21 protein-coding genes, 5 tRNA genes and 1 other RNA gene are annotated in these 24,030 nt (G+C 45.6%); 11 read left to right on the top strand and 16 right to left on the bottom strand.

Going from position 1 to position 24,030, the window contains the following annotated elements; translation table 11 throughout:
* Positions 1-40 precede the first annotated feature (40 nt).
* Positions 41-137: signal recognition particle sRNA small type (gene ffs, locus VME0621_RS14305), an RNA gene on the bottom strand.
* 193 nt (positions 138-330) lie between these two features.
* The gene (locus tag VME0621_RS14310) at positions 331-1,071 is read right to left on the bottom strand and encodes a VP0952 family biofilm-associated protein (RefSeq protein WP_038229851.1); all 741 of its coding nucleotides are present in this window, start codon (positions 1,069-1,071) and stop codon (positions 331-333) included.
* Positions 1,072-1,122: 51 nt separating this feature from the next.
* Between VME0621_RS14310 and VME0621_RS14315 the strand changes: the two genes are divergently transcribed.
* Positions 1,123-1,425, top strand: a complete 303-nt coding sequence (locus VME0621_RS14315; RefSeq protein WP_038229849.1) for an MGMT family protein — start codon at positions 1,123-1,125, stop codon at positions 1,423-1,425.
* A 20-nt stretch (positions 1,426-1,445) separates the two neighbouring features.
* Here the strand turns inward: VME0621_RS14315 and VME0621_RS14320 are convergent, their stop codons facing one another.
* Positions 1,446-1,901, bottom strand: a complete 456-nt coding sequence (locus VME0621_RS14320; protein WP_006071391.1) for a YbaY family lipoprotein — start codon at positions 1,899-1,901, stop codon at positions 1,446-1,448.
* Between the two features lie 205 nt (positions 1,902-2,106).
* Here VME0621_RS14320 and tesB point away from each other — a divergent pair, with 205 nt between their 5' ends.
* Positions 2,107-2,982 carry an acyl-CoA thioesterase II gene (gene tesB / locus VME0621_RS14325; protein ID WP_038222333.1) on the top strand — a complete coding sequence of 292 codons (876 nt, stop codon included), beginning with the start codon at positions 2,107-2,109 and terminating at the stop codon, positions 2,980-2,982.
* 53 nt (positions 2,983-3,035) lie between these two features.
* Here tesB and VME0621_RS14330 read toward each other — a convergent pair whose 3' ends face one another.
* From VME0621_RS14330 to VME0621_RS14340, 3 genes are all read right to left on the bottom strand, one after another.
* Entirely contained in the window at positions 3,036-4,475 is a 1,440-nt protein-coding gene (locus VME0621_RS14330) for a coniferyl aldehyde dehydrogenase (protein ID WP_062463256.1), read from the bottom strand.
* Positions 4,475-5,650, bottom strand: coding sequence for an iron-containing alcohol dehydrogenase (locus VME0621_RS14335; RefSeq protein WP_062463253.1), 1,176 nt, complete (start codon positions 5,648-5,650; stop codon positions 4,475-4,477). The genes VME0621_RS14330 and VME0621_RS14335 overlap by 1 nt, the downstream gene beginning before the upstream one ends.
* Before the next feature lie 108 nt (positions 5,651-5,758).
* Positions 5,759-6,220 carry an Lrp/AsnC family transcriptional regulator gene (locus VME0621_RS14340; RefSeq protein WP_006071395.1) on the bottom strand — a complete coding sequence of 154 codons (462 nt, stop codon included), beginning with the start codon at positions 6,218-6,220 and terminating at the stop codon, positions 5,759-5,761.
* Between the two features lie 122 nt (positions 6,221-6,342).
* Here VME0621_RS14340 and VME0621_RS14345 point away from each other — a divergent pair, with 122 nt between their 5' ends.
* Positions 6,343-7,410: a PLP-dependent cysteine synthase family protein gene (locus tag VME0621_RS14345; protein ID WP_062463250.1), complete on the top strand. Its 1,068-nt coding sequence runs from the start codon at positions 6,343-6,345 to the stop codon at positions 7,408-7,410.
* A gap of 70 nt (positions 7,411-7,480) precedes the next feature.
* Here the strand turns inward: VME0621_RS14345 and VME0621_RS14350 are convergent, their stop codons facing one another.
* The 4 genes from VME0621_RS14350 to VME0621_RS14365 all read right to left on the bottom strand — a co-directional run bounded on the left by VME0621_RS14350 (position 7,481) and on the right by VME0621_RS14365 (position 13,444).
* Complete coding sequence (locus tag VME0621_RS14350) at positions 7,481-8,575, bottom strand: methyl-accepting chemotaxis protein (RefSeq protein WP_062463247.1); 1,095 nt, start codon at positions 8,573-8,575, stop codon at positions 7,481-7,483.
* A gap of 210 nt (positions 8,576-8,785) precedes the next feature.
* Complete coding sequence (locus tag VME0621_RS14355) at positions 8,786-9,106, bottom strand: DUF1244 domain-containing protein (protein WP_006071398.1); 321 nt, start codon at positions 9,104-9,106, stop codon at positions 8,786-8,788.
* A 124-nt stretch (positions 9,107-9,230) separates the two neighbouring features.
* Positions 9,231-12,359 carry a vibriobactin export RND transporter permease subunit VexH gene (gene vexH, locus VME0621_RS14360; RefSeq protein WP_062463244.1) on the bottom strand — a complete coding sequence of 1,043 codons (3,129 nt, stop codon included), beginning with the start codon at positions 12,357-12,359 and terminating at the stop codon, positions 9,231-9,233.
* Positions 12,359-13,444: an efflux RND transporter periplasmic adaptor subunit gene (locus tag VME0621_RS14365; RefSeq protein ID WP_081875878.1), complete on the bottom strand. Its 1,086-nt coding sequence runs from the start codon at positions 13,442-13,444 to the stop codon at positions 12,359-12,361. The genes vexH and VME0621_RS14365 overlap by 1 nt, the downstream gene beginning before the upstream one ends.
* 321 nt (positions 13,445-13,765) lie before the next feature.
* Between VME0621_RS14365 and VME0621_RS14370 the strand changes: the two genes are divergently transcribed.
* From VME0621_RS14370 to VME0621_RS14390, 5 genes are all read left to right on the top strand, one after another.
* Positions 13,766-13,850: transfer RNA gene (locus tag VME0621_RS14370), tRNA-Tyr, on the top strand.
* A gap of 81 nt (positions 13,851-13,931) precedes the next feature.
* Positions 13,932-14,016, top strand: a tRNA-Tyr gene (locus VME0621_RS14375).
* Positions 14,017-14,097: 81 nt separating this feature from the next.
* Positions 14,098-14,182, top strand: a tRNA-Tyr gene (locus tag VME0621_RS14380).
* Positions 14,183-14,263: 81 nt separating this feature from the next.
* Positions 14,264-14,348 (top strand) — tRNA-Tyr (locus VME0621_RS14385).
* 81 nt (positions 14,349-14,429) lie between these two features.
* Positions 14,430-14,514 (top strand) — tRNA-Tyr (locus VME0621_RS14390).
* A 101-nt stretch (positions 14,515-14,615) separates the two neighbouring features.
* Here the strand turns inward: VME0621_RS14390 and VME0621_RS14395 are convergent.
* The 3 genes from VME0621_RS14395 to VME0621_RS14405 form a co-directional block, all read right to left on the bottom strand.
* Complete coding sequence (locus VME0621_RS14395) at positions 14,616-15,128, bottom strand: GNAT family N-acetyltransferase (protein ID WP_062462791.1); 513 nt, start codon at positions 15,126-15,128, stop codon at positions 14,616-14,618.
* An 82-nt stretch (positions 15,129-15,210) separates the two neighbouring features.
* Positions 15,211-16,383, bottom strand: coding sequence for a BamA/TamA family outer membrane protein (locus VME0621_RS14400; RefSeq protein ID WP_062462789.1), 1,173 nt, complete (start codon positions 16,381-16,383; stop codon positions 15,211-15,213).
* A 112-nt stretch (positions 16,384-16,495) separates the two neighbouring features.
* Positions 16,496-17,380 (bottom strand): Tim44 domain-containing protein, encoded by an 885-nt coding sequence (locus tag VME0621_RS14405; RefSeq protein WP_062462786.1) that lies wholly within the window; start codon positions 17,378-17,380, stop codon positions 16,496-16,498.
* Positions 17,381-17,643: 263 nt separating this feature from the next.
* Here VME0621_RS14405 and VME0621_RS14410 point away from each other — a divergent pair, with 263 nt between their 5' ends.
* The 3 genes from VME0621_RS14410 to VME0621_RS14420 all read left to right on the top strand — a co-directional run bounded on the left by VME0621_RS14410 (position 17,644) and on the right by VME0621_RS14420 (position 21,221).
* Positions 17,644-18,234 carry a TetR/AcrR family transcriptional regulator gene (locus VME0621_RS14410; protein WP_038229823.1) on the top strand — a complete coding sequence of 197 codons (591 nt, stop codon included), beginning with the start codon at positions 17,644-17,646 and terminating at the stop codon, positions 18,232-18,234.
* A gap of 15 nt (positions 18,235-18,249) precedes the next feature.
* Positions 18,250-20,124, top strand: coding sequence for an MFS transporter (locus VME0621_RS14415; RefSeq protein ID WP_062462783.1), 1,875 nt, complete (start codon positions 18,250-18,252; stop codon positions 20,122-20,124).
* Positions 20,125-20,294: 170 nt separating this feature from the next.
* Positions 20,295-21,221, top strand: coding sequence for a YeiH family protein (locus VME0621_RS14420; RefSeq protein WP_062462780.1), 927 nt, complete (start codon positions 20,295-20,297; stop codon positions 21,219-21,221).
* Here the strand turns inward: VME0621_RS14420 and VME0621_RS26180 are convergent.
* From VME0621_RS26180 to menC, 3 genes are all read right to left on the bottom strand, one after another.
* Entirely contained in the window at positions 21,166-21,375 is a 210-nt protein-coding gene (locus VME0621_RS26180) for a hypothetical protein (protein ID WP_082795571.1), read from the bottom strand. The two genes, VME0621_RS14420 and VME0621_RS26180, sit on opposite strands and share 56 nt — an antisense overlap.
* 72 nt (positions 21,376-21,447) lie before the next feature.
* Positions 21,448-22,833 (bottom strand): o-succinylbenzoate--CoA ligase, encoded by a 1,386-nt coding sequence (gene menE, locus VME0621_RS14425; RefSeq protein ID WP_062462778.1) that lies wholly within the window; start codon positions 22,831-22,833, stop codon positions 21,448-21,450.
* Positions 22,834-22,836: 3 nt separating this feature from the next.
* The gene (menC, locus tag VME0621_RS14430; RefSeq protein ID WP_062462775.1) at positions 22,837-23,838 is read right to left on the bottom strand and encodes an o-succinylbenzoate synthase; all 1,002 of its coding nucleotides are present in this window, start codon (positions 23,836-23,838) and stop codon (positions 22,837-22,839) included.
* Positions 23,839-24,030: the final 192 nt, after the last annotated feature.

Consider the following 24,030-nt stretch of genomic DNA (forward strand, 5'->3'; position numbering starts at 1 on the left):
GCAAAACGCCGCTTATAAAAGCGGCGTTTTCAATGGGTGGAAGCCCCAGCCACATCCCGGCACACAAGTCACTCGCTGCGGCTGCTTCCTTCCGGACCTGACCGAGTTCACGAGCTATTGTTGCGGGAGGACCAGGGCCTCCATAGATTTTGTTGCGTTGCTTGGTGAAGGGTCACTGTTGCAAGGCGTGGGAGGATTATCAGGTATCGTGACGATGAATGCAAGGCCATCACCGCAAATTTGTACCCTAAGTAGATTAAGTGCTTACAGAATAGTCAAAGCGCCGACACTGTAGTCAATGTCTGCGCTTTTTCTTGTTCAAAAAGAGCTTTAAGGTTCTTGCTGTTCTTCATCTATGCTAAGAATGTAATCGGTCATCCATGCTGTGCCCAACAAACAGAGCCAAACAACAAATACTGGTTTAGGTACTTCTATCGATGGCACTACGACTAAAGCGGCAAAACCTACCGTGGGCAGTGTCCAGCACAACAGCTTGTTCCAACGAAATGTTTTAAGTCTTCCGAGACTTTCCATCGAAGCTAAAATTCCGGTAATACACAAAGATACCAACGCGGCGTATGGCAAACCGGCCGCCCAAATTGGCAATATCAATGCTAATGACCACCAGCTATGCTCCGTTGAACCTTTCCAGTTTCGCGCCGCATACCAAGCAACGAAAACTGAGAAAGCTTGAACAAGTGTCACCATAGGGGTGCCACCTAATTTACCCGCCGATTGGGTGAGCATAATCCCAACATTGAGGGTCAAGACTATGAGCCCTATGATGCTGACGACCCATATATTACTTCGTTTGGAAAACGCGACAGAAAATACTGGGATTAGTATCCAAACCGCCACCGACATCGCAATAGACTGAAGGGGTAAAGTGAGGCCATATACCACCATTGAAGCAAGCAGCATCAGTCCTGCTATGCCACCCTGAGGCAAGATCCACAGCGCAGGGATCATCATCGCTAGCACAGGGATATCACCTTCGGTAACGCTGATCGTTCTAGCACAAACTACAACAAGTAGACTTGTGATTATGAATTGAAAAACGGAAAATACCATAGCTCCTCCTTATTACCTATCCTTGGCAAAATGAACTAGGACACCTTCAGTATGGATCAATTTAAGGCGCAAATCTTTGCAGTAATTCACCAAATTCCACTTGGAAAAGTCGCGACTTACGGTCAAATTGCAAAAATGGCGGGCTATCCGGGTTATGCACGCCATGTTGGCAAAGCATTAGGCAACTTACCTGAAGGTAGTGCATTACCTTGGCATCGAGTGATTAATGGCAAAGGAGAGATATCGCTAAAAGGAGATGATTTCTTAAGACAAAGAGCGCGATTAATGGAGGAAGGCGTGGCGTTTTCAATCAAAGGTAGGGTTCGTTTGAAAGAATTTGGATGGCAGCCATAACTGCCATCCAGTGATAGGTATTAGCGCACACCAACTAACATCATATTTACGTTTGCTGTTTGGTTAGCGTCTGTGATAACAGGGTATGAGGTATCACTGATAAAACGCAGTTTGCCATCTACTTCAATGCGAGCGCTCACACTATAAGTATGCTTCGCTTTGATATCCGCCATGTCGTAGCTTAACTCAAAATCAAACGGCACTTGTGCACCATCGGTTGTAAAGGTTTGCTCACTGATCACTGTGGCAGCAACGTCTTGTAGCGATACATCTTGAAGTTTCACTGTCACAACGGCATTAGGCGGTAATGCAATACGCTCTCTGTAAGCAATTGTGCCTTTCACTGATGACATACTGTCTTCCATCTTCTTCTGTTGTTCAACTTGAGATGCTGCGTCTGATTGAGGTGCAGATTGACACCCTACCAAGCCTAGACCTAAAGCAATAACCAGCGTGCCGATGAGTGTCTTTTTCATGATGCCTCTCTTGAGTTTTTGATTACGACCTGTGCAAAAAACAGGAACAATATGCAATAAACATATCAGATATACGGTATCTCGCTTAACAAAAACACGCTTTTTTTCAATAAATTCACCCAATTCCTACATTTTTATCTGCTTGACGAAATTGACAGCAAAACCCACACTTGGCTAATAAAGTTATGAATAAAAGATGGGTGCTATGAGTAAACCACTAAGCGATTTATTAGAACTATTACAGCTAGAACAGCTCGAAGTTGACTTGTTCCGAGGGCAAAGTGAGAACCTTGGTTTACCGCAAGTTTATGGTGGCCAAGTGATTGGACAAGCGTTGTCTGCAGCGCGTTATACCGTAGCTGAAGATAGAACAGTTCACTCCTTCCACAGTTACTTTCTCTACCCCGGTGACCCGGAAAAGCCCATCATTTACGATGTGGAAAATCTGAGAGATGGCAAGAGTTTTAGTACTCGCCGCGTCAAAGCCATCCAAAATGGTCGCCCCATTTTCTACTTAACGGCGAGTTACCATGGTGAAGCACCAGGCTTTGAGCATCAAAGCGCCATGCCAGAAATACCAGGCCCGGAAAACTACGCTTCAGAATCTGAATTGGCAGCACGAATCGCTGACTTTCTCCCAGAAAAGCTTCGCAAAGCTTTTTGCGGTGAAAAACCGATTGAAATGCGTCCGGTGACCGTCATCAATCCATTGAAGCCAGAGAAGGCAGAGCCCAAACAATACCTTTGGATTCGTGCGAACGGTGAGATGCCAGACAATCAGCTTATCCACCAGTACCTGCTTGGGTACGCATCCGATTGGGGTTTCTTAACCACCGCACTGCACCCCCATGGTGTTACCTTGTTAACCCCTAAATTTCAGGTTGCTACCATCGACCATTCCATATGGTTCCATCGTCCTGTAAAAATGGATGAGTGGTTGTTGTACGTAATAGATAGCCCGAACGCTAGTAACTCTCGAGGATTGGTTCGTGGCGAAATTTTCAACCAAAAAGGCGAGCTCATTGCTTCTTCAGTTCAAGAAGGGGTTATGCGCTTTACCGATGAAACGTCACGATACTAATAAAAAAGGCGGGGAATCATCCCCGCCTTTTCGTTCTTACTCTGATTCTCAGGTTAGTGAGGGTACTTGCCCCACTTTCGATTGATTAGATAATTCACCACACGACGAGCGAACCCTGAGTAAGGTGAATGCAAAAAGCCAATCGCTGACATCTTGCCTTGGTGCATGATTGGACGCAGTTTAGAAAAAGTCTCAAACCCTTCGCGCCCATGATAATGTCCCATACCACTTGGTCCTACACCACCGAACGGCAAATCATGCTGTGCCACATGAAGCATCACATCATTGATGGTTAGCGCGCCGGACATGGTGTTTTCCAACACCGCTTGTTGCAGTTCTTTATCATCAGAGAATAGATACAGCGCCAGTGGTCGGTCACGTTCATTAATGAAATGGTAAACATCGTCCATGGATTTGTAAGTCAGTACTGGCAAGATAGGACCAAAAATCTCTCTGGTCATGACTGGCTCATCGCAAGCGGGGCTTACCACTAAATGTAAAGGAAAACGTCGAGTCTGAGCGTCTGGCTCACTTGCTGGGATAAGGTTAATCACCTCGCCCTGCCCTTCCTTCGCAGATTGAAGCGTCTCGTTAAGGCGAGTAAACGACACCTCATCTATCACTGCAGTGTAATCTGGGTGGTTAATAGTTTTATAACGACTCTTCATCACTGATTTCGCCGCTTTAATCACATGCTTGAGCTTGTCTTCCGGCACTAACAAGTAATCCGGAGCCACACATGTCTGCCCAGAGTTATACACTTTGCCGCCAAGAATGCGTTTGAGTGCTTTCTTCACATCGTAATCTGGTGCGATGATAGTTGGAGATTTTCCGCCCAGTTCTAAGGTCACCGGTGTTAGATTTTCTGCTGCCGCAGCCATAACCTTACGGCCCGTAGCACCTGAACCAGTAAAGATAAGGTGGTCAAATGGCAGTTTTGAGAACGCTTGACCCGTCGAGCCAGTTTCGGAGATAAAGCACACTTCATCTTTGGTAAACGCACTGGAAAATGCTTGCGCTAAAGCTTGGCAGAGATGAGTTGAGTTCTCCGACATCTTTACCATGACACGGTTACCCGCAGCTAACGCAGCGGTCATGGGCCCTACAGCCAAATAAAGAGGGTAGTTCCACGGTACGATAATCCCAACGACACCTAACGGTTGAGGCACGACTTTATTTTTCGCAGGCCAGAACCAAACTGAAGTATGACGTTGTTTTGGACGCATCCATTTTTTTAGCTGCTTTCTGGCATCAATAATGCCATCAATGGAAGAGAAAATTTCTAGCAGCGCTGTTTCTGTTGAAGAACGATGCCCAAAGTCCTTAGCGATGGCTTCACAGATCTCAGATTGATTCTCTCGCAGGATTTTTTCCAGTTTGAGCAGGTTGACGCGTCTGAGTTCGCGACTAATACAAGGAGACTCTTTAAATGCGGCTTTCTGTTCTTGAAGTCGCTCTATCATCTGTTGTTCATTGAGTTCAACTGCACTCATTAATGCGCTCCTGTATCAAGTAATGTGTCTAATAGTTGTTGGCACTCCGCTACCGTCATCTCTTCAGGTACCGGATACTCACCAAACGCTTCCTTAATTGCTTGTTTTGCCAAGCGAGGAATGTCGGACTTATTAAGCTCCGGTATCACCGTTGGAATATTCAGAGTACGGAGCAACGAATCGACATTTTCAATAAAGTGATGACTGTCTTTATATCCCAAGGCCAACGACAGTTTTGTCAGTCTTGCGTTATCTCTTTGTTCAATAAATCGAAGTACATGGGGCAATACCACCGCATTCGCCCTACCATGAGGAACATGGTAAAAAGCCCCTAATTGATGGGCAATTGCATGAACGTAGCCGATATAAGTTCGGGTAAACGCCAAACCTGCCTCATAACTCGCTATGGCCATTTTTTCTCGCGCGACTTTGTCACTACCTTGCAGATAAGCAGCTGGAAGATAGTCGAAAATCGCTTGAATTGCGTTGATTGAGCACGTTTCAGTAAAGGTATTTGAATATTGGCTCAGATAAGACTCAACGGCATGAGTTAAGGCATCCGCCCCCGTTTCTGCGGTAATTTGTGCGGGTAAGCCCAACATAATATCAGGGTCTAACACCGCCACTTTCGGGACTAAGAACGGATCGGTAATAGAGCGCTTCATTTTGGACTCTACATCGCTGACTACCGCCGCTACCGTCCCTTCAGAGCCTGTGCCTGCTGTTGTTGGAATCGCAATAATTGGCATCAGTGGACGGTGTACTTTGAGCAATCCCGTCAGCTTAGAGACATCTTTGTTAGATTTCGCACTGCCAGCAATCGCCTTAGCGCAGTCCATTGGTGACCCACCTCCGAACGCAATAATGCCATCGCAACTCTGCTGTTTATAACGCTCAACGCCTTTGCGAACCGTGGCAAAGTCGGGGTCAGGAAGGACTTCATCAAACAAACTGTATTCAATAGCGGCGGCGTCCAATGCGGCAAGCATATCATCGAGCAGCCCCAGTTTTCTCAACACTCCATCCGTTACCACTAACGGCCTTTTCACTGAATACTGATGACATAGTGATGGGACGTTAAGTACTTGACCAGAGCCCGACAAGCACTCTGGCTTAGGCACTGGTACCATTTTAATAAACGGTTTTTTTACCGACACCATTAGCTGATGCAGCATACGACACTCCTTTGCCTGCCAATTTTGATATGAATCTAGTCTAGTTTTATAGAGTGATTACTCAGACGAAGCAAGCTTGATGGCAATAAGTTGAGAGCTTTTACTGAATCAACGTATCGGTAACGCTGTGGTGTACTTCAACGGTTCCATGGCAAATGTCGAGGTCACATTAGACAAACCATCAATACTATTGACCAACTTTTTGTAGAACTCATCAAAACATTTCATGTCTTTAACCAGTACTTTCATCATGTAGTCATACTCACCCGCCATGCGATAAAACTCCATCACTTCCGGAAAAAGTGATGCGGTTTCGACAAATTCTTTATACCACTCATGTGAGTGATCAGTCGTTTTGACTTGCACGAAAGCGGTGAATGACAAGCCGAGCTTTTCTGGATCTAGCAAAGCAACACGTTTATCAATGATTCCTTGATCTTCGAGTTTTTTTAGTCGCTTCCAACACGGTGTAGTTGTTAAATTTACCGCATCAGCTAACTCATTTAGTGACAAGGTGCCGTCCTGTTGTAAAAGTGCAAGCAACTTTTTATCAGTATTATCTATATCCACCAAACTCTCCAAGTAGAAAACTTTTCTACTAATTTGCAAAACCACAGACAATATAGCAAAGTTTTTCTCTGGGTATGTAGGTAAATTATCACCATATTAAAAAGAAAATAGGACGCTCAACTATGCACAACGACCAAAAATGGGTAAATGACGCCATCCGTAAAATTGAGGCAGACTTCCAACGCTCAGCCGATACGCACCTCATCAAACTCGATCTTCCAAGCATCGAGGGTATCGATGTTTATCTAAAAGATGAAAGTACACACCCTACTGGTTCGTTAAAGCACCGTTTAGCGCGTTCTCTTTTCCTTTATGCACTTTGTAACGGTTGGATTGGTCCAAAGACGACGGTTATTGAATCATCATCAGGTAGCACTGCGGTTTCTGAAGCTTACTTCGCGCGCCTACTTGGTTTGCCATTTATCGCGGTTATGCCAAAGAGCACAGCTCGTAAGAAGATCGAGCAAATCGAATTCTATGGCGGTAAAGCACACCTAGTTGATCGTCCTGACCAAATCTATGCCGAGTCTCACCGCTTAGCGAAAGAACTTAACGGTCACTATATGGACCAATTTACCTACGCAGAACGTGCTACAGACTGGCGTGGTAACAACAACATTGCCAACTCTATTTTTAATCAAATGGAGCTAGAAGATCATCCGATTCCTACATGGGTAGTAATGAGCCCTGGGACTGGCGGTACATCTGCAACAATCGGACGCTTTATCCGCTATCAAATGCACGACACTAAATTGTGTGTTGTCGACCCAGAGAATTCCGTGTTCCATGACTTCTTCAAAACAGGTAATGCTGATATTACCGGTGACTGTGGTAGCAAAATTGAAGGCATTGGCCGCCCTCGTGTGGAGCCTAGCTTTATCCCAGGTGTGGTCGATGAAATGCGCACCATTCCTGATGCGGCAAGTATTGCTACCATCCACTGGTTGGAGAAAATGTTAGGTCGTAAAGTCGGGGCATCGACAGGTACTAACTTATACGGTGTGTTGCAATTGGCTGGCGAAATGAAAAAGCGCGGCGAGAAAGGCTCTATTGTCACCCTACTATGTGACAGTGGCGAGCGTTATCTAGACACTTACTACAATGCAGAGTGGATTAATAACAACATTGGCGATCTACAACCTTACACTGACAAGCTAGCAAGCTTCGAAGCGACAGGTGAACTGGCTTAATCTTCAATGAAGACCAAACGCCACTTCGGTAAGCGAAGTGGCGTTTTTATTTGTTACGATTCAAACAGTATTAATAGCGCTGATAATCAGATTTAACACGCTCTTGAGCTTCCGAAATATAGTGTACAAGGTCTCTATAACTATCATCTAACTGGCCAATCAGTTCCACATCAGCTTCATCATTCGCCACGTGCTGCAGGCAATCATGATAAGACTTGGCTTTGTCACCGAAAAACTGCAAAGGCCCACCAACACTCGCTAACTGGCGGGTTTCATCATGATGAGCCACTATTTGACCAAAGATGGTTTCGTGTTCTTTGAGCTCTAATAGCGAATGTTCGTATTCGGCGCCGATGAGCTTAGAATGGGCAGTCGTCCACATATTGGTGTATTGTGCGATTGCGCTTGAAGCGTAAATATCTACTGTGCTTTTGTAAATCACATCTACCGTATCAGATGAGAGAGACAAAATAGACTGGGTATCTTGAACTATCTCTGCCGCGCCTCGTGACGCTTCCGTTACTTGGCTTGAGACCAATTCAATATTATCTCCCGCTCGATTCGTGCTGCCTTCAATGCGTTCAACCAATCCCGAAATTTCACTGGCGGCTTCATTGGCTCTACCCGCCAAAGAGCGCACCTCATCAGCTACTACTGCAAAACCACGACCATGCTCACCAGCGCGCGCGGCTTCAATGGCAGCATTTAACGCCAGTAAATTTGTTTGCTCGGATATCTGGTGGATAATACTAATAAACTGAGTGATATCGCTGGTAAGTACCTGAAGAGCTGCGACGGTTTCTTTGCTCGTTGCCGCTGACTGAGAGACTTCATCCAACGACTGATACATAGCATGCAACTGCTGCTGTGTGCTTTCAAACACGCCAAGATTAGCCTGCAACTGATCACTTTGAGCAATAAGTTGGTTATTAGCCTGTTCAATATTGGCGGTGGTGGAGATCATTTGCGTCGTCACGCTATTTAAGAATCGACGCGAACGAGCCTTCTGCGAAGACAGCTGCTGCTCCAGTCGCTCGATAGTTTGCTCGCGAAGCGCTAGCTCTTTCTGCAATTGCTCAATCTGGCAAGCAAAAGTGTCCGTCTGTTGTTTTTGCTGTTGCAACTGCTGCTGAGTGTTTAGTAACTGTTTTTTGGATGCAAACATAAATCATGACCACTGCGGTTCTTGTTATTCTTTATTAACGTTAGCATTGAGGTGCTAAATAGAAATGGACTAAAGAGTAAGTTGTGATTAGTGGCAGTGGGTATACCCCGATTAGGGTATGGACGGGTAAGTGCCTCGCTTTGATTTATCGACTTAAATGGCTATCACAAAAAAGTAATTCTCTTCCTCAAGAGGAAGAGAATCTAATGACTATTTCTTGTTTTGACGCGCTTCAAACGCGGCCAACTGTTCAGGTGTCGCTTTAGGTTGGTGGTTAGTTTTCCACTCATCGTAAGTCATACCGTAAACACGCTCTCGGGCGTCATCGATGTCCAGCGCCAATCCTTCATTTTCCGCTTCTGCTTTATACCATTTGCTAAAACAGTTACGGCAGAATCCTGCAAGAATCATCAGATCGATGTTCTGCACATCTTTGTTTTCATCAAGGTGAGTCAACAGCTTACGAAATACCGCCGCATCCAGTTTATCTTGCTGCTCTTGAGGAAGATCTTTGTATTTAAATTCAGCCACTTTACTTTCCTTATTGATTGTTTTTGTACTCAACAATCCTAACCAACAAACAAAAAAATGCCCAGTCGAAACTGAGCATTTTATGAGACTAATTTAAACCGTGATTTTAATTTAATCTGTGGTTTTAGTTGTCGGTTAACTCGCCATGGCTGGCTCGTGCTTTTACATCGTGACTCAGCGCTTTATTGAGTTCGGCTTCAACATGCCCTGGCGCTTTGGTCTTAGCAGAGATAAGTCGATACATCGCTGGGATTACAAACAAGGTCACTAAGGTAGCGAAAGCCATACCAAAGAATATTACCGTACCCACTGCGACTCTACTTTCATAGCCTGCTCCAGTAGACAGAATCAGCGGAATTGCACCCGCGAGCGTAGTAAATGCCGTCATCATGATGGGACGTAAACGTCGTGCTGAAGCATCAATAATAGCTTTTTCAAACTCAACGCCTTTATCACGTAACTGGTTAGCAAACTCTACAATCAAGATACCGTTTTTGGTCACCATACCGATCAACATGATCATGCCGATTTGGCTGTAAATATTCAGTCCTTGCTGCATGATTACCAGACCTAGGAAGCCACCAAATACGCCCATAGGTACAGTAAACATTACCACGAGAGGGTTTACGAAGCTTTCAAACTGAGCGGCTAGTACGAGATAAGCCACCAGCAGAGCCAAACCAAACACGACTAAGATACTGGACTGGTTTTCTTTGAAATCTTTCGATTCACCCGCATAGCTTACTGAGATATCACCAGGAAGCATTTCCACAGCTTGTTGGTCCATGAAATCGAGCGCTTCACCTAATGTGTAACCGTCCGATAGGTTGGCCTTAATGGTGATCGATTTCTGCTTGTTGTAGTGTGACAAACGAATTGATGACGCCACTTCTTCGATGGAAGTCACCGCATCCAGAGTAACCAATTCGCCGGACTTAGTTCGCATATAGATCTGACTTAAATCATTGGCGTTATTAAAGTTATTCTCATCACCACGCAGATACACGTCATACTCTTCGCCGCGTTCTACATAGGTGGTTTCACTTTTACCACCAAGCATGATCTCTAACGTATCCGAGATATCAGACACACTAATGCCTAACTCTGCGGCACGCTCACGGTCAATCGTCACAACAAGTTCAGGCGTTTTCTCAGAATAGTCGGTACTTGCCCCTTCCATAAACGGAGACTGTTCCGCTGCCAACTCTAGTTTATCCGCCCAGGTTTGTAGCTCATGATAATCCGAACCACCAATAACAAACTGCACAGGTTCGCTCGACCCGCCTCGGAAACCCGGCATAAATGGGAAGACACGGACATCGGCAATACCCGCCAAAGACTTTCTCACCACATTGAGAGATTCTTGTGCCGTGATATCACGATCATTCCAATCCTCTAAAATCATGATAACAAAGCCCGTTTGGTCACCCGCATTACCGCCAAACGCAGGCGATTGAATACTAAACGACTTTAAGAAACCTTGCCCTAATAGCGGTATAAGACGTTTCTCAACGATGTCCATATTTGCAGCCATACGGTTATAACTGGTCGCATCGGCACCGCGAACGAAGGCAAAAATAACCCCACGGTCTTCTGACGGTGTTAATTGGGCAGGGACTTGTTGCATCAATTGGAAACTACCGCCAATACAAGCCACGATGATAATTGGTGCCATCCATCTCAATCGAAGGGCTTTAACCAAAGCCGCTTTGTAACCGCGCTCAAGCTTTCTAAACCCCTTGTCGACGAACTGAGTAAAGCGATTCGGTTTTACATTGGCTTTTAGAATAGTGCTTCCCAACACCGGCGTTAGCGTTAATGCAATCAATGAGGAAAAGATCACCGACATCGCCAGTAACACCGAAAACTCAGTAAATAGCAACCCGATCATGCCATCCATAAATGAGATAGGCAGGAACACCATCACCAAAACCAGTGTAGTGGCAATAACAGCAAACCCTACCTCACGCGTCCCTTTATAGGCCGCTAATAGAGGTGACTCTCCTCTTTCGATATGGTGGAAGATGTTTTCGACTACCACAATGGCATCATCGACCACCAGACCGATTGAAAGGATCAGTGCCATTAAGGTAATTAAGTTGATAGAGAAGCCAAAGAAATATGCCGCAATAAAAGACGAGATAAGCGACACTGGAACCGTCACGGCTGGAATCAAAGTAGCTCGAGCTTGGCCAATAAAGATGTAAAGCACGAGGATAACCAAACCGCCGGTAATAAACAGCGTGTTATACACTTCTGAAATCGAGCGGTCGATAAAGACGGTAGAATCGTAGTCAATCGCCAGTCTCGTTCCTTGTGGAAGGAACTGCTGCATGCGCTCTACTTCTTTATGAACTAAGTCAGCGACTTGTAGCGGGTTTGCGTCCGATTGCGGCACAATCCCCATACTAACGTTGACGACGCCATCACTCTTAAAGGTCGAGTTTTCGTTTTCTGCGCCCACATAAACATCAGCAACATCTTTTAGGTAGATAGGCGTATTATCACTAGCGCGCTTAACTACCAAATATTCAAAATCGACAGGTGTATTGTAGGCGCGTGCGGTACGCACTGACATCACAGTGGCATCGTTTCGAACTTCGCCGCCCGGACTTTCAATGTTCTCGCTGCGTAGCGACGAGGTAATATCTGACGTTGTCACACCGCGACCAGCCATGTAGGCAGGCTTGAGCTTAATGTACATTACCTGATACAGGCCACCTGAAATATCCACCGAGCTCACGCCAGAGATAAGACTGAAACGGTCGACCAAAACACGGTTCACATAATCAGTAAGCTGAGTGCGGTCCATCTCTGAAGAACTAAGATTGATATAGAGTGACGCTTCACCACTACCATTGTTCTTAAACACCAGAGGGTCATCCGCCTCATCCGGAAGTGCGCGCTGGGCACGGGCTACGGCATCACGAATGTCACTGACACCGGTATTCAAGTCATAGCCGAGTTCAAATGTCACTGTAATACGTGACATGCTGTTTCGCGTGGTCGACTCTATTTCATCAATACCACTGATACCAGAAAGTTGGTCTTCAATCACAGAGGTGATCTGACTCTCAATGATGGTAGCCGATGCCCCTTCATAACGAGTAGAGATAGAAACAACTGGGTTTTCAATGTCCGGCATTTCACGAACGGCGAGCTTACTAAAGGAAACAATACCGAACACGCAGAGCAGCAAGCTCAATACGATTGCCGCTACCGGACGTTTAACAGAAACATCAGATAACAACATTAGCTCGCTTCCTTGTCATTGCCCGCTGGCTTGTCACCGGTGCGACCTGCTGTCGGTTCGGATTTCACTTCTTGAACCGAGGCACCATCACGCATATTTACGATACCTTGAACCACAATACGCTGGCCGATTTCTAAACCCTTTTCAATCACCACTTGGTTACCAACGCGCGCGCCTAAGAATACTTCCGTGCGATGTGCCTTGTTGTTTTCATCAACGACGTAAACAAAACGCTTAGTACCCGAATATTCCAAAGCCTGTACTGGAATGATCGGTGCTTCAATTGGTGGAAATTCCATTCTAGCTTGCGCAAGCATGCCTGGTTTTAAACGGTTTTCATCATTTTCAAAATGAATACGAACTCGAAGGTTGAGGGTTTCCTGATTCACTCGGGTATCGATTGCAACCACTTTACCTGTGAAAATACGTGTACCCCATGCTGATGTTCTGGCGGTCACATCCATACCTTTTTCAAGCATAGGTAAGTAGTGTTCAGGAACTTGAAGGTCGAGTTGCATCGTCGAGAGGTCATCTAAAGTCAGCAGTTCAGTACCGACACTGACCAGTTTTCCTCGGCTAAAGTCAATTAAGCCCACTGTACCTGTGAAGGGAGCTTCGATATAAAGATCGTTCAGATTGGCATTAGCCGCGTCTAATCGTGCATTACCAATTTCTACCGCAGCTTTCTGTGCATCAATTTCGGTTTTAGTAATTGCATTGCGGTCTACTAGACGCTCAAATTCAGCAAGGATACGCTTTTGATCACGGGTATAAGCCTTTGCTTCAGCGACAGCAGCTCGCGCTTTATCGTCATTAAGTAAGACCAAAGGCTGACCTTTTTCAACCTTTTGGTTAGCGGTGACTTTGATTTCATCGACGATACCGTTGACTTCCGAGGCGATAATAACTGACTGATCCGCTTCTAATTTGCCAACTAATGAGAGAGATTGAGAAACTTGATGGATGGCAACAGGTTCAGTCACTACTGAGATAGCCTTGGAGCCAACGTTCCTTTTGGCGAAGGTTGCTGGTGAAGCACTAAGAATAGACAGTGCCAGCAAACCGATTATTGTTTTGTTTTTCATCGTGTTTGTCTTCAGTGTAAAAACTACAGATAGTGTAGCGAGTAATACGAGGAGTAACGTCAAGAAGTGTAAATGTATTCTAAAGAGATTATTTACATTTGATGCTCATCTATTTAGAAACCATCCACGTACAATCAATGTAACACCGCGCTGGTTAATAAATAATGACTAAAAACACGCTTTTTAAGCGTCTTTGTCCAAAAAGGCACCATTCAATTCAAAATCCTCAAAAAAGGGTTTACAGCTATGCGCAGTTTGTTATGATGCGCTCCGCACTTGAGTGATGTGTTGGGAAAACATCAAACAAGTATAAAAACTCCTGGGGGGGTTCCCGAGTGGCCAAAGGGATCAGACTGTAAATCTGACGGCACTGCCTTCGATGGTTCGAATCCGTCCCCCCCCACCATATTCTGTTTAGTTGTTATTGACAGTTAAACAAACTTGAAGCGCTGCGTTGGGAAAACGGCGAAACAAGTATAAAAACCCTGGGGGGGTTCCCGAGTGGCCAAAGGGATCAGACTGTAAATCTGACGGCACTGCCTTCGATGGTTCGAATCCGTCCCCCCCCACCATATTCTGTTTAGTTGTTATTAACAGTTAAACAAACTTGAAGCGCTGCGTTGGGAAAACGGCGAAACAAGTATAAAAACCCTGGGGGGGTTCCCGAGTGGCCAAAGGGATCAGACTGTAAATCTGACGGCACTGCCTTCGATGGTTCGAATCCGTCCCCCCCCACCATATTCTGTTTAGTTGTTATTAACAGTTAAACAAACTTGAAGCGCTGCGTTGGGAAAACGGCGAAACAAGTATAAAAACCCTGGGGGGGTTCCCGAGTGGCCAAAGGGATCAGACTGTAAATCTGACGGCACTGCCTTCGATGGTTCGAATCCGTCCCCCCCCACCATATTCTGTTTAGTTGTTATTAACAGTTAAACAAACTTGAAGCGCTGCGTTGGGAAAACGGCGAAACAAGTATAAAAACCCTGGGGGGGTTCCCGAGTGGCCAAAGGGATCAGACTGTAAATCTGACGGCACTGCCTTCGATGGTTCGAATCCGTCCCCCCCCACCATACAAACGAAAGCCGACTCACTGAGTCGGCTTTTTTGTTATTACCACTTTGTATTGCTGACACCACTACCTGCCAAGCTATTTTCGAGTTTAGTTTAGACTCTAAATCTCACGCTGATATAAATATGCATCTGAGCAGATCTCATGAAGTACCGCAAAGTCGTTGATCTTTTCTATGCGCTTGAACTGATTATTCTCAAGCACTTTTTGTGAGGCCAAGTTCGACGTTAATGCGTGCGCTTTGAGGGTTTTCAGACCGGCAGTTTTTTTTGCGTAATCTAAAAGCAGTGACAACGCAAAACTAGCAACACCTTTTCCCGTATAGGCCTCGCCGATTCGATACCCCACCTCTGCATAACTCATCTCGGCTTCAGAGACATTGAGATTAATTCGACCACAAATCTCTCCTTCGTTATTACGAATGAGCATTGGGTAGCAAAGTTTCGCTCTATGAAACAGTACCAGTTCACGAATATGCTCTTCCACACCTTGTTGACTGTAGAAGCCGTCATCCCTTGGAGGAATATACTGCTCAAACCACGCTTTGTTCTGCCGTTCAAACAATAACAAAGCGTGACAATCTTCCAGCTCAACAAGCGATATGGATATGTCCATATAAGCTATCAACCCTTAATATTTTTGATTGCGCTCGCTAAATGCATAACCCTAATGCACATAACCAACGCAAAAATTCTGTTTAGAAGACTTCGTTAACATGGAAATAGAAGGTACCACCATGTTCACCATAACCGATATCAGCACGCACATTAACCTTGTCTTTGATCTTTAAGCGCAAACCCGTACCGGCACTCGCAAGTGTATTGTCCCAAAGCCCTGAAACATCATCGGCAACGGTGCCAGCTGCACCCCAGAACACGACACCTACTCGCCAATACACAGGCAAGCGGTACTCGACTTGTCCCATCATCATCTGGTTGTCACGGTAGCGGCCAAGTATGTAACCACGCATAGCATCAGCACCACCAAGATCGGGCAGTTGATTCCATGGCACATCCCCGGAAGTTAAGTTCGCTTGTACTTGCCAAGCCAGTAATCCTGGCACAGGTGCCAGTGAATGGTACTGTGAAGCTTTCAGTGAATATTTACCAAAATCTGCGGAGTTGGTTGCATCATGGTAATAACCGATATCCGCTTGCAGTAGCGTGCCCTTAGAAGCGTTGGTCACATTATCACGTGTGTCATAAACGTTAGATACAAACACACCGTAGCTGGTGTTATCGGTTAGCTCATCAGCAAGGTAGTCCGCTGACTGATTATCAAATTCCTTTTCATGAGGGCGCACCGATTTGATGTTACCACCGAGACCTAAGAAATAATCGCCTCTCACTCTCGTGAGCCATGTAGGTTTGATATCAATAACTTGCTCTTTAAAGTTGACCTTATTATCGTCTTGTTGGCCGTTCTCGTAGCCGCGACCGTAGTAGACGGCGGCATCATCAAATACTTTTATGTCAGTGAAAATACGGTCGTTACCCGAATTGTAGAAGTGCTTGTTACTGAACGTAATACCCATTGATCCGTTACTAGAAGCATATGGGTTGATAACCATAGACGAAGGTTGTCCCGCCCCCTCTGACAGTTCACCATAAAGGCCAACATACAAAAGACCAAGCCCTAAGCCTTGCTCTGGGGTATAGAACACGGCTGGAATATAGCTCGAGTTAAGCCCTTGCTGAGCGTCATACTCTTGCTCTGCACCAAATATACTCAACACATCATCCAGAGTGTCTGTTGTTGGATTAGGTGTCGCCTCAAATAAAGGCACCACTGATTCTTCAGCATGCAATGAAGTCGTGGTCGCCAAAGAAGCGCAAAGCACAAGTGCGAATCTAGAAAATGTCTGGTGCATGGATAATTTATATGTATCAGAAAAGAGAGGCCGAATTATAGAATAAAACAGCAGCAAAATATAAAAAAACCGCAGTGGTCAGACTGCGGTTTTTAACATGATATTGAGGTAATTAACCTTGAATACCGACGATAAGCCATGGCGCGTTAGGTACAGTAAGATCGCGCTCTAAGTGCCAAATATCTTCGATATCCTCTTCGATGCTTTCTACCGCATCACGGTAACGACCCGAGAACTGCAAGCTCAGCTGTGCTTTGTTTGCATCGAAGTCTGCGCGAACAATTTCCGCATCTACGTACATAACGTCAGTATGCTGCTCGCCCTCTAGTTTTGCACGCTCAGCCATAAGATCTTGAAGTAGGCTTGGCGATACATACTCTTCAATGGTATGAAGTTCGTTATGGTTCCAAGCACCTTGTAGAATTCGATAGTGTTCACGCGCACCATTTAGGAATGCCGCTTGATCGAAACCCGGTGGGTAGTTATGTGGAACATCGCTGTGTCCTGCCGCACCAAAACCACCTGTCGCTGCGCCACCGTTTTGCGGCTGCTCGAAGTTTTGGAAGTTTGGTTGCTGCTCAAATTGGTTGCGCGTGTTGCCACCGAACGCGGGTTGCTGTCGCTGCTGATTCATGCTGCCTTGCTTGGCACCAAGCATCCCTCGCATAAACTTGAAGATAACGAATGCAATTAGGCCAAAGATTAGGATGTCCATGAAGTTGATGCCTTCAAATGCACCACCAAAGAACGCCGCTAACAAACCACCAGCCAATAGACCGCCTAGAAGACCGCCCATCAAGCCCTTTTTGCTGCTACCAGCTTTGTTTTGATCCTGTCTGCTGATGTTATTTGTATTCTGTTGCTGTTGTTTCGGAGCTGGAGCTGTTTTAAAGCTCTTACCGAATGATTTACCGCCACCGAACTTCTTCGCTTCAGCTACCGGATTCACCGCTACTGCAAGAACAAGCAGAGCGACGAAAGAAAATAAACGTTTCATTCTAGACCTTTAGTTATATTGTTACGTTAAGCCGAAACCACTATACATGAACTACGACCCATCAAGCATAATATACTGAGCTTAGCATTAAAGGAAACACTCTGATGCCTCGACATGTTTCAGAATATTGCACGTATGTTACGAGCTAGATAGAACCGCATTCAAAACTATGCGCAAAGCCTGCAATACAAGGCTTCATTAGTTGACGCTTAATCATGACACCTCTAAAATAACGAACCGTGTTCAATTAACGATCCGCAACCATGGCCCGCAGAAACGATCATACCAGGGAAGAGCTTGTTGAGCTTACGCTCACGACGGTAAAAGACTACCTTAGCGAAAACTCTTATCACACGCTTAGCCTTCGGAAGATTGCCACTCTGATTGGTTATGTTCCCAGCACACTAGTGAATGTATTTGGCAGTTATAATCTGCTACTACTGCACGCTGTCGCTCGCACTCTAGATGAGCTGTCACAGGAAGCAAAAGCGGTTGTGGATGAAGCTGATAATGTCGAAGAAGCGTTATATGCTCTCGCGAGCTGTTATCACGACTTTGCCAAGAAATACCCGTATCGTTGGCAATTAATTTTCGAACACAACATGAACGGTGATACGCTCCCAGAATGGCAATCACAACGTATCGATGGGATGACAGGCATGCTGGAGAGCTTGCTTTCTGTCTATAAACCGGAAAAGTCTCACTCAGAAGTCCTTCGTGCCAGTCGCGTACTGTGGGCTGGAGTTCATGGCATCACACTGCTCAGTGTTGACGACAAATTCTTTGCTTCAGAGCCCGTCGATGGCGATGAGCTAATCAAAGATCTAATCTCAAAGTATTTACAAAGCTGGTAATCAAAAGGAAAGGTAATGCCACATACGAAATCTGCGTCTCTGTTATCTCAAAGGCGCTTTCTGCCCTACTTTGTGACCCAGTTCTTTGGCGCGTTTAACGACAATATTTTTAAGAACGTTTTATTGTTGTTTGTCGCATTTGCAGGACCACAGGTTCTGCCAATCTCAAGTAACCTGTTTATTAACTTAGCGGCCGGTCTATTCATTTTGCCGTTCTTTCTGTTTTCCGCCTCAGCAGGTGTACTTGCCGACAAATACGAAAAGTCATGGTTCATCAGAAAAGTAAAGCTGGCTGAGATCGCAATTATGTGTCTCGGCGCAATTGGCTTTATTACTGAAAGCTACGGCATTTTATTGTTATTGCTGTTCTTAATGGGCACACAGTCTGCGTTTTTTGGTCCAGTGAAGTACGCACTTCTGCCACAACAACTGAAACCGAACGAACTCTTGTCCGGCAATGCATTGGTTGAAACTGGCACCTTCCTTGCCATCTTGTTGGGAACCTTAGGCGCCGGCATTATAGCTTCAGCAGAAAGCGCGAAATACGTCGCTGCTGGATGTGTAGTTTTGTTTGCCTTGGCTGGCTACATTTCAAGTCGCTCTATTCCAGAAGCGCCTGCGGCTGCACCGGAACTAAAATTTCGCTGGCAACCCGTAAAGCAAACTAAAGAAACACTTAAAATTGCTCACCAAGACCGCGTAGTATTCCAATGTATCATGGCCATTAGTTGGTTCTGGTTCTTGGGCGCAGCTTACCTAACGCAGTTTCCGAATTTCACCAAAATACATTTGATGGGTAATGAAGCGGCCGTTTCATTCCTACTTGCACTTTTTTCTGTAGGCATCGCTCTCGGATCTATGTTGTGCGATAAGATGTCTAAGAATCGCATTGATGTCGGCATCGTGCCAATAGGCAGCATTGGCATTACCATTTTTGGCGCGCTTATGGCTTTTGCAGTTCCATCAGAGCTGCCTCAGTTTACTTCATTCAGCGAGTTTATTTCCCACTCTAGCTTATGGCCTGTTTTTGGCTATTTATTGTTACTCGGCATGTCCGGTGGATTGTTTATCGTCCCTTTGTACGCGCTGATGCAACAACAGGCTAAAGAAACTGAACGTGCCCGAGTGATTGCTGCCCTCAATATCTATAACTCGCTATTTATGGTTGGAAGTGCAGTTTTAGGTATCGTAGGACTGTCAGTGCTGGAACTCACTATTGTCGAACTGTTCCTTGTGCTAGCTCTGATGAACTTTATGATGGCGACTTACCTATTTTTGCAAGCTCCTATCTTCGTGGTTCGTTTCCTTATTTGGGTACTCACTACCATCATGTACCGTATCACCCATAAAAATCTGCATCACCTACCAGAAAAAGGTGGCGCCTTGATTGTCTGCAATCATGTGAGCTATATGGATGCGTTGGTGATGAGTGCGGCAAGCCCAAGACTCATACGTTTTGTCATGGAAGAAGACTACGCGAACTACAAACCCGTTCGTCGCTTTTTACGACGTGCTGGAGTCATACCTATCTCCTCCTCTCGCAAAGGTTCCATTCGAAGAGCGTTTAACGATATCGAACAAGCTTTAGCTAAAGGGGAGATTGTCTGCATTTTCCCTGAAGGACGTCTAACCTCAGATGGTGAGATGAATGAATTTATGCGTGGTATTGATATTGTCCTGCGCCGCTCTCCTGTACCTGTCATCCCAATGGCGTTAAAGGGATTATGGGGCAGCTACTTTAGTCGACATAAAGGCCGCGCGTGTAAAGGGCTCCCAACTCGCTTTAGAGCTAAGTTGGAATTAGAAGCGGGAGCACCGGTAGCACCTGAAGAAGCATCAAGTGCTGCGATGTTCGAAAAAGTCGCATCACTTCGTGGTGATTATCGCTGATCGCCATAAGCGATTTTGTTCGTTTATTTCGATGTTGTTCATATCAAAACAACGAGCGTTTAGTTTTACTGAACGCTCGTTAAGAAATTTTAGGTTTTGTTGATCTAGCGAAATTCATACAATTCCTTTATGTGGCGAGAAAATTCTCGCCTTTTTATTAAAGGTACTCCATGTTCACCCAGTTACGCTCATACCCTCTGTTTTTTCTCGCAATTCTTGCCTGTCTCACTCCATGGGTTTCCTCGCCAATTGCACTGATACTTGGCTTCTTTTTAACAACTTTCAGCCTAGTGCCAACCACGCTGCCATTAGCAAAATTCACTAAAAAGTTGCTCGCCTACTCCATTGTCGGACTTGGTTTTGGTATCCACTTAGATCAAGCGATGCAAGCGACCAGCGATGGACTTGGAATCATCGTAGTGACCATCGTTGGCACCTTAATCATCGGTTGGTTCTTGGCACGCCGCATGGGCTTGGACAAACAAACGGGTTACCTTATTTCATCAGGTACTGCCATTTGTGGTGGTAGTGCTATTGCCGCTGTTGCACCGGCGATCAACGCAGATGATGAAAAGATCGGTATAGCTCTTGCAACTGTATTCGTACTAAATTCTGTCGCCTTATTCGTATTTCCCGTCATTGGTCACGCGCTAAGTCTCGATCAACATACTTTCGGTACGTGGGCAGCGATCGCCATCCATGACACGTCATCCGTGGTCGGTGCGGCTTCCGCTTATGGTGAGGAAGCACTCACGACAGCTACGACACTAAAGCTGGCCCGTGCGCTATGGATTATTCCTGTTGTCCTAGTAAGTGCAGCTATTTTTAGCAACAAGCAAAATAAAATCACTATCCCTTACTTCATTTTGTTTTACTGTGTCGCAATCTTAGTAAGCGACTACTTACCTCAGTTCGAAGTGGTATATCAGGGAATTTTTGATGTCTCGAAAAAGCTGTTGGTCGTGTGTCTATTCTTGATTGGTTGCAGTATCTCAATTGAGAAGCTTAAACAGGCAGGGAGTAAGCCGATGGTGTTTGGCGTTACGATGTGGTTGTTGATTTCGACGACTTCTCTAGCTTGGCTAACGCTCGTTTAGTCTCAGGGTCTGCTGTTTTTCCTTGTTTTACATTGAAGAACAACACTACAGTCAACAAAAACGCTGTCAGTTCCGCAAGCGCTCTTGTCAGTCCATCTGTTGAGAAGGCAAGCGCCAGTTGAAGGGCAATTGCGATAACCAGTAATTTGTTCATTCCATAGGCTCACTGTTTTTCCATGTCTCATATTATGGTGAGCCTATTAGGTAATGAAAATTCAGTTTTGGACTATGAAATAACTACATAATTGGATTGATGTTGCGATAGCCATTTTTTCACTTCAGCACGTGAGACTTTAATTCCCGATTGCGAAAGAGATTCAGGCAATAAGAAATAGGCGATCGGCTGTTTGAATCTTGGTAACGAATCCGAAAGCTTTTGCCGCTGTTCAGAGACCGTCGGCAACGCAGTTGACTGCACTACTGCAACACATCGCGCCCCATATTCTTCATCTTCTACCGCCACTACAATGCTCTGAGTAATCGTTGGCTGTACATTGAGAGCAGCTTCGACCTCCTCGCAATGTACGTTTTCGCCACCTGAAATAAACAGATTGTCAGCACGACCAACCACTCTAAGCTCATTGCCGTTGACCCACTCTCCGAGATCTCTGCTATCCAGCCATTGCCCTTCCAATGCCAGTGGCAGAATTTGACCTTGCCAATAGTAGCCTTTGGCTAAGGTCTCACCCGACACAAAAATACGATTACCACTTAATTTTAGCTCTCGTCGAGGAAGAATATGCCCTGATGATGGCCACTCATCTACTGGTTTAGCGGTCACTGTCGAAGCGGTTTCCGTCATACCATAGCCCATCCATGCATCGATATGTCGGGCTTTTGCTTGTTGGATTAGTGACAAAGGAATGTGGCTACCACCGAGTAGTACTCGCTCTAACTTAGTCTGCCATTGATTATCAATAATCCGTTTAAGCTGCGTAGACACCAGCGAGGCGTGACTTACATCTGAAATGTCTTTGCAAAAGTCACCGCTAGCAATTTTGAGCGTTGCACCAGCTTGCAGCCAACGCCAAACAATACCTAACCCTGAGACATGGTACATAGGTAGGCTCAATAACCAGCAATCTCCGACAGTGAAACGAAAGCGCTCAAGTAAGCCACTAGCAGAGGCTATGTGTTGATCTCTACCATGGACAACGGCTTTTGGACACCCTGTTGAACCAGATGTAAAAATGATGGAGGCGATATTAACATTTGCGGAGACTAACGACTGTCGCGATGCAGTCCCTCGAGAAAGGAAGTACAAACTTGGTAGCAACGTCGAGTCACTGCAATCCCAAACCACAGCACGCTCACCGTCTAGATATAGAGAGGACAATTTGGCTTCAAGTAATTCACTTGATTGTGCGGCAACAATCGCAGGCACCGCACCATGAGTGAGGCAAGCGAGATAAGCGAAGACTAACGCTTCCTCAGCACGACCAATAAGGCAAACCACCTGACCTTGACTGACAGCCTTATTAATAAGCAACTGTCGATATTGATCGACTTGTTGTTTAACATCGACCCACGTCAGTTGGCGTTGAGGAGTAATTAAGGCAATGTCGTTGGGAGCAGACTGAGCCCAGTGCTCCCAAAAGTGTGATGAAACCACTGACTAGCTGTCCACGGATTCAGATTGCCAAACCAAAGTTTGGTCTGCTAGACGCTCGACAGGAAGCAAGCAACCTGGCCAAGGCGTTTCGAGCTGAGCACCGAACAGCTGCATGGTATCCAAACCAGGTGTTTCTGCTGGTACTTGCCAGTGAGCAAAGCGCGCTAACTGCCCAAGACCAATGCTACTCTCCAAGCTTGAGCTAATAACGACTTGAATAGCATGGCTTCTCGCTTCATCGATCAAACGAATACACTTGTCAAAGCTGCCGATTAAGGTTGGTTTGATGATTAACGCTTTGACACCGGTTAGCTCTTTCACCGAAAATCCAGGCTCTTTAATCGCGGCCTGCAGTGTTTCATCCCAAGCGATAGCAATCCCCGTATCTATGGCAAACGACACACTATCACCAGGTGTTTGGCAAGGCTCCTCGACAAACGCGATACGCTGTCTGAGCGATGGGGAAATGTGTTTGGCAAACTGCTTAGCTTTGTCCAAAGTCCATGCTTTATTGGCATCAAGTCGCAGAGTGAGGTCAGGAATTGATTCGAGGAAAAGACTGACCAACATCCCGTCTCTTATCGTTTCGTACAGCCCTACTTTGAATTTAGCAACTTTAGTACCTTGCATGTTATTCAAGATAGGTATCAGTTCATCCGGGTCGCCACTACACAAAGGGGCCGCACGATAATTACCAGTTTGAGGAAGCGTGTGAGCAAGTTCCATTAATGCGGCAGACAGACCGAACGCGACAGAAGGCACGCATACTTCTAAGTCTATGTCTTTGCCATTGACCCATTGCTCTAATTGGCTTTGTGCTTCTATGCCGGCTTGTTCAAATGTTTCTTGGCTGAATCTAGGTAGAGGGGCTATCTCACCTAAGCCTGTCTGGCCATCTTCAGACAGTTCTACAATCCAACCGTCTCGGTGAGTAAGTTTTTGTTCTCGAAGAATAACACCGCTGTCCATAGGCAGACTGTAGCGATAGAGTTTTGCTTGTCTCATAGTAGAGTCCCACTTCATAGGAAGTATGCGTCGTCAACGAAAAATGAGAGAGTCGACGACGTTGAATACACCGTTGTTAGGCCACATTTCGCTACGAGAGTTCCCAAATTACTTGAGCAAACTATCGATAAAATGTATCTAAATATGGCCAAACAAACATGACGCCAAGGCTGATAATGCCTTGGAGCCGAT

The sequence above is a fragment of the Vibrio mediterranei genome (assembly GCF_900088415.1).
GTDB classification, from domain to species: domain Bacteria; phylum Pseudomonadota; class Gammaproteobacteria; order Enterobacterales; family Vibrionaceae; genus Vibrio; species Vibrio mediterranei.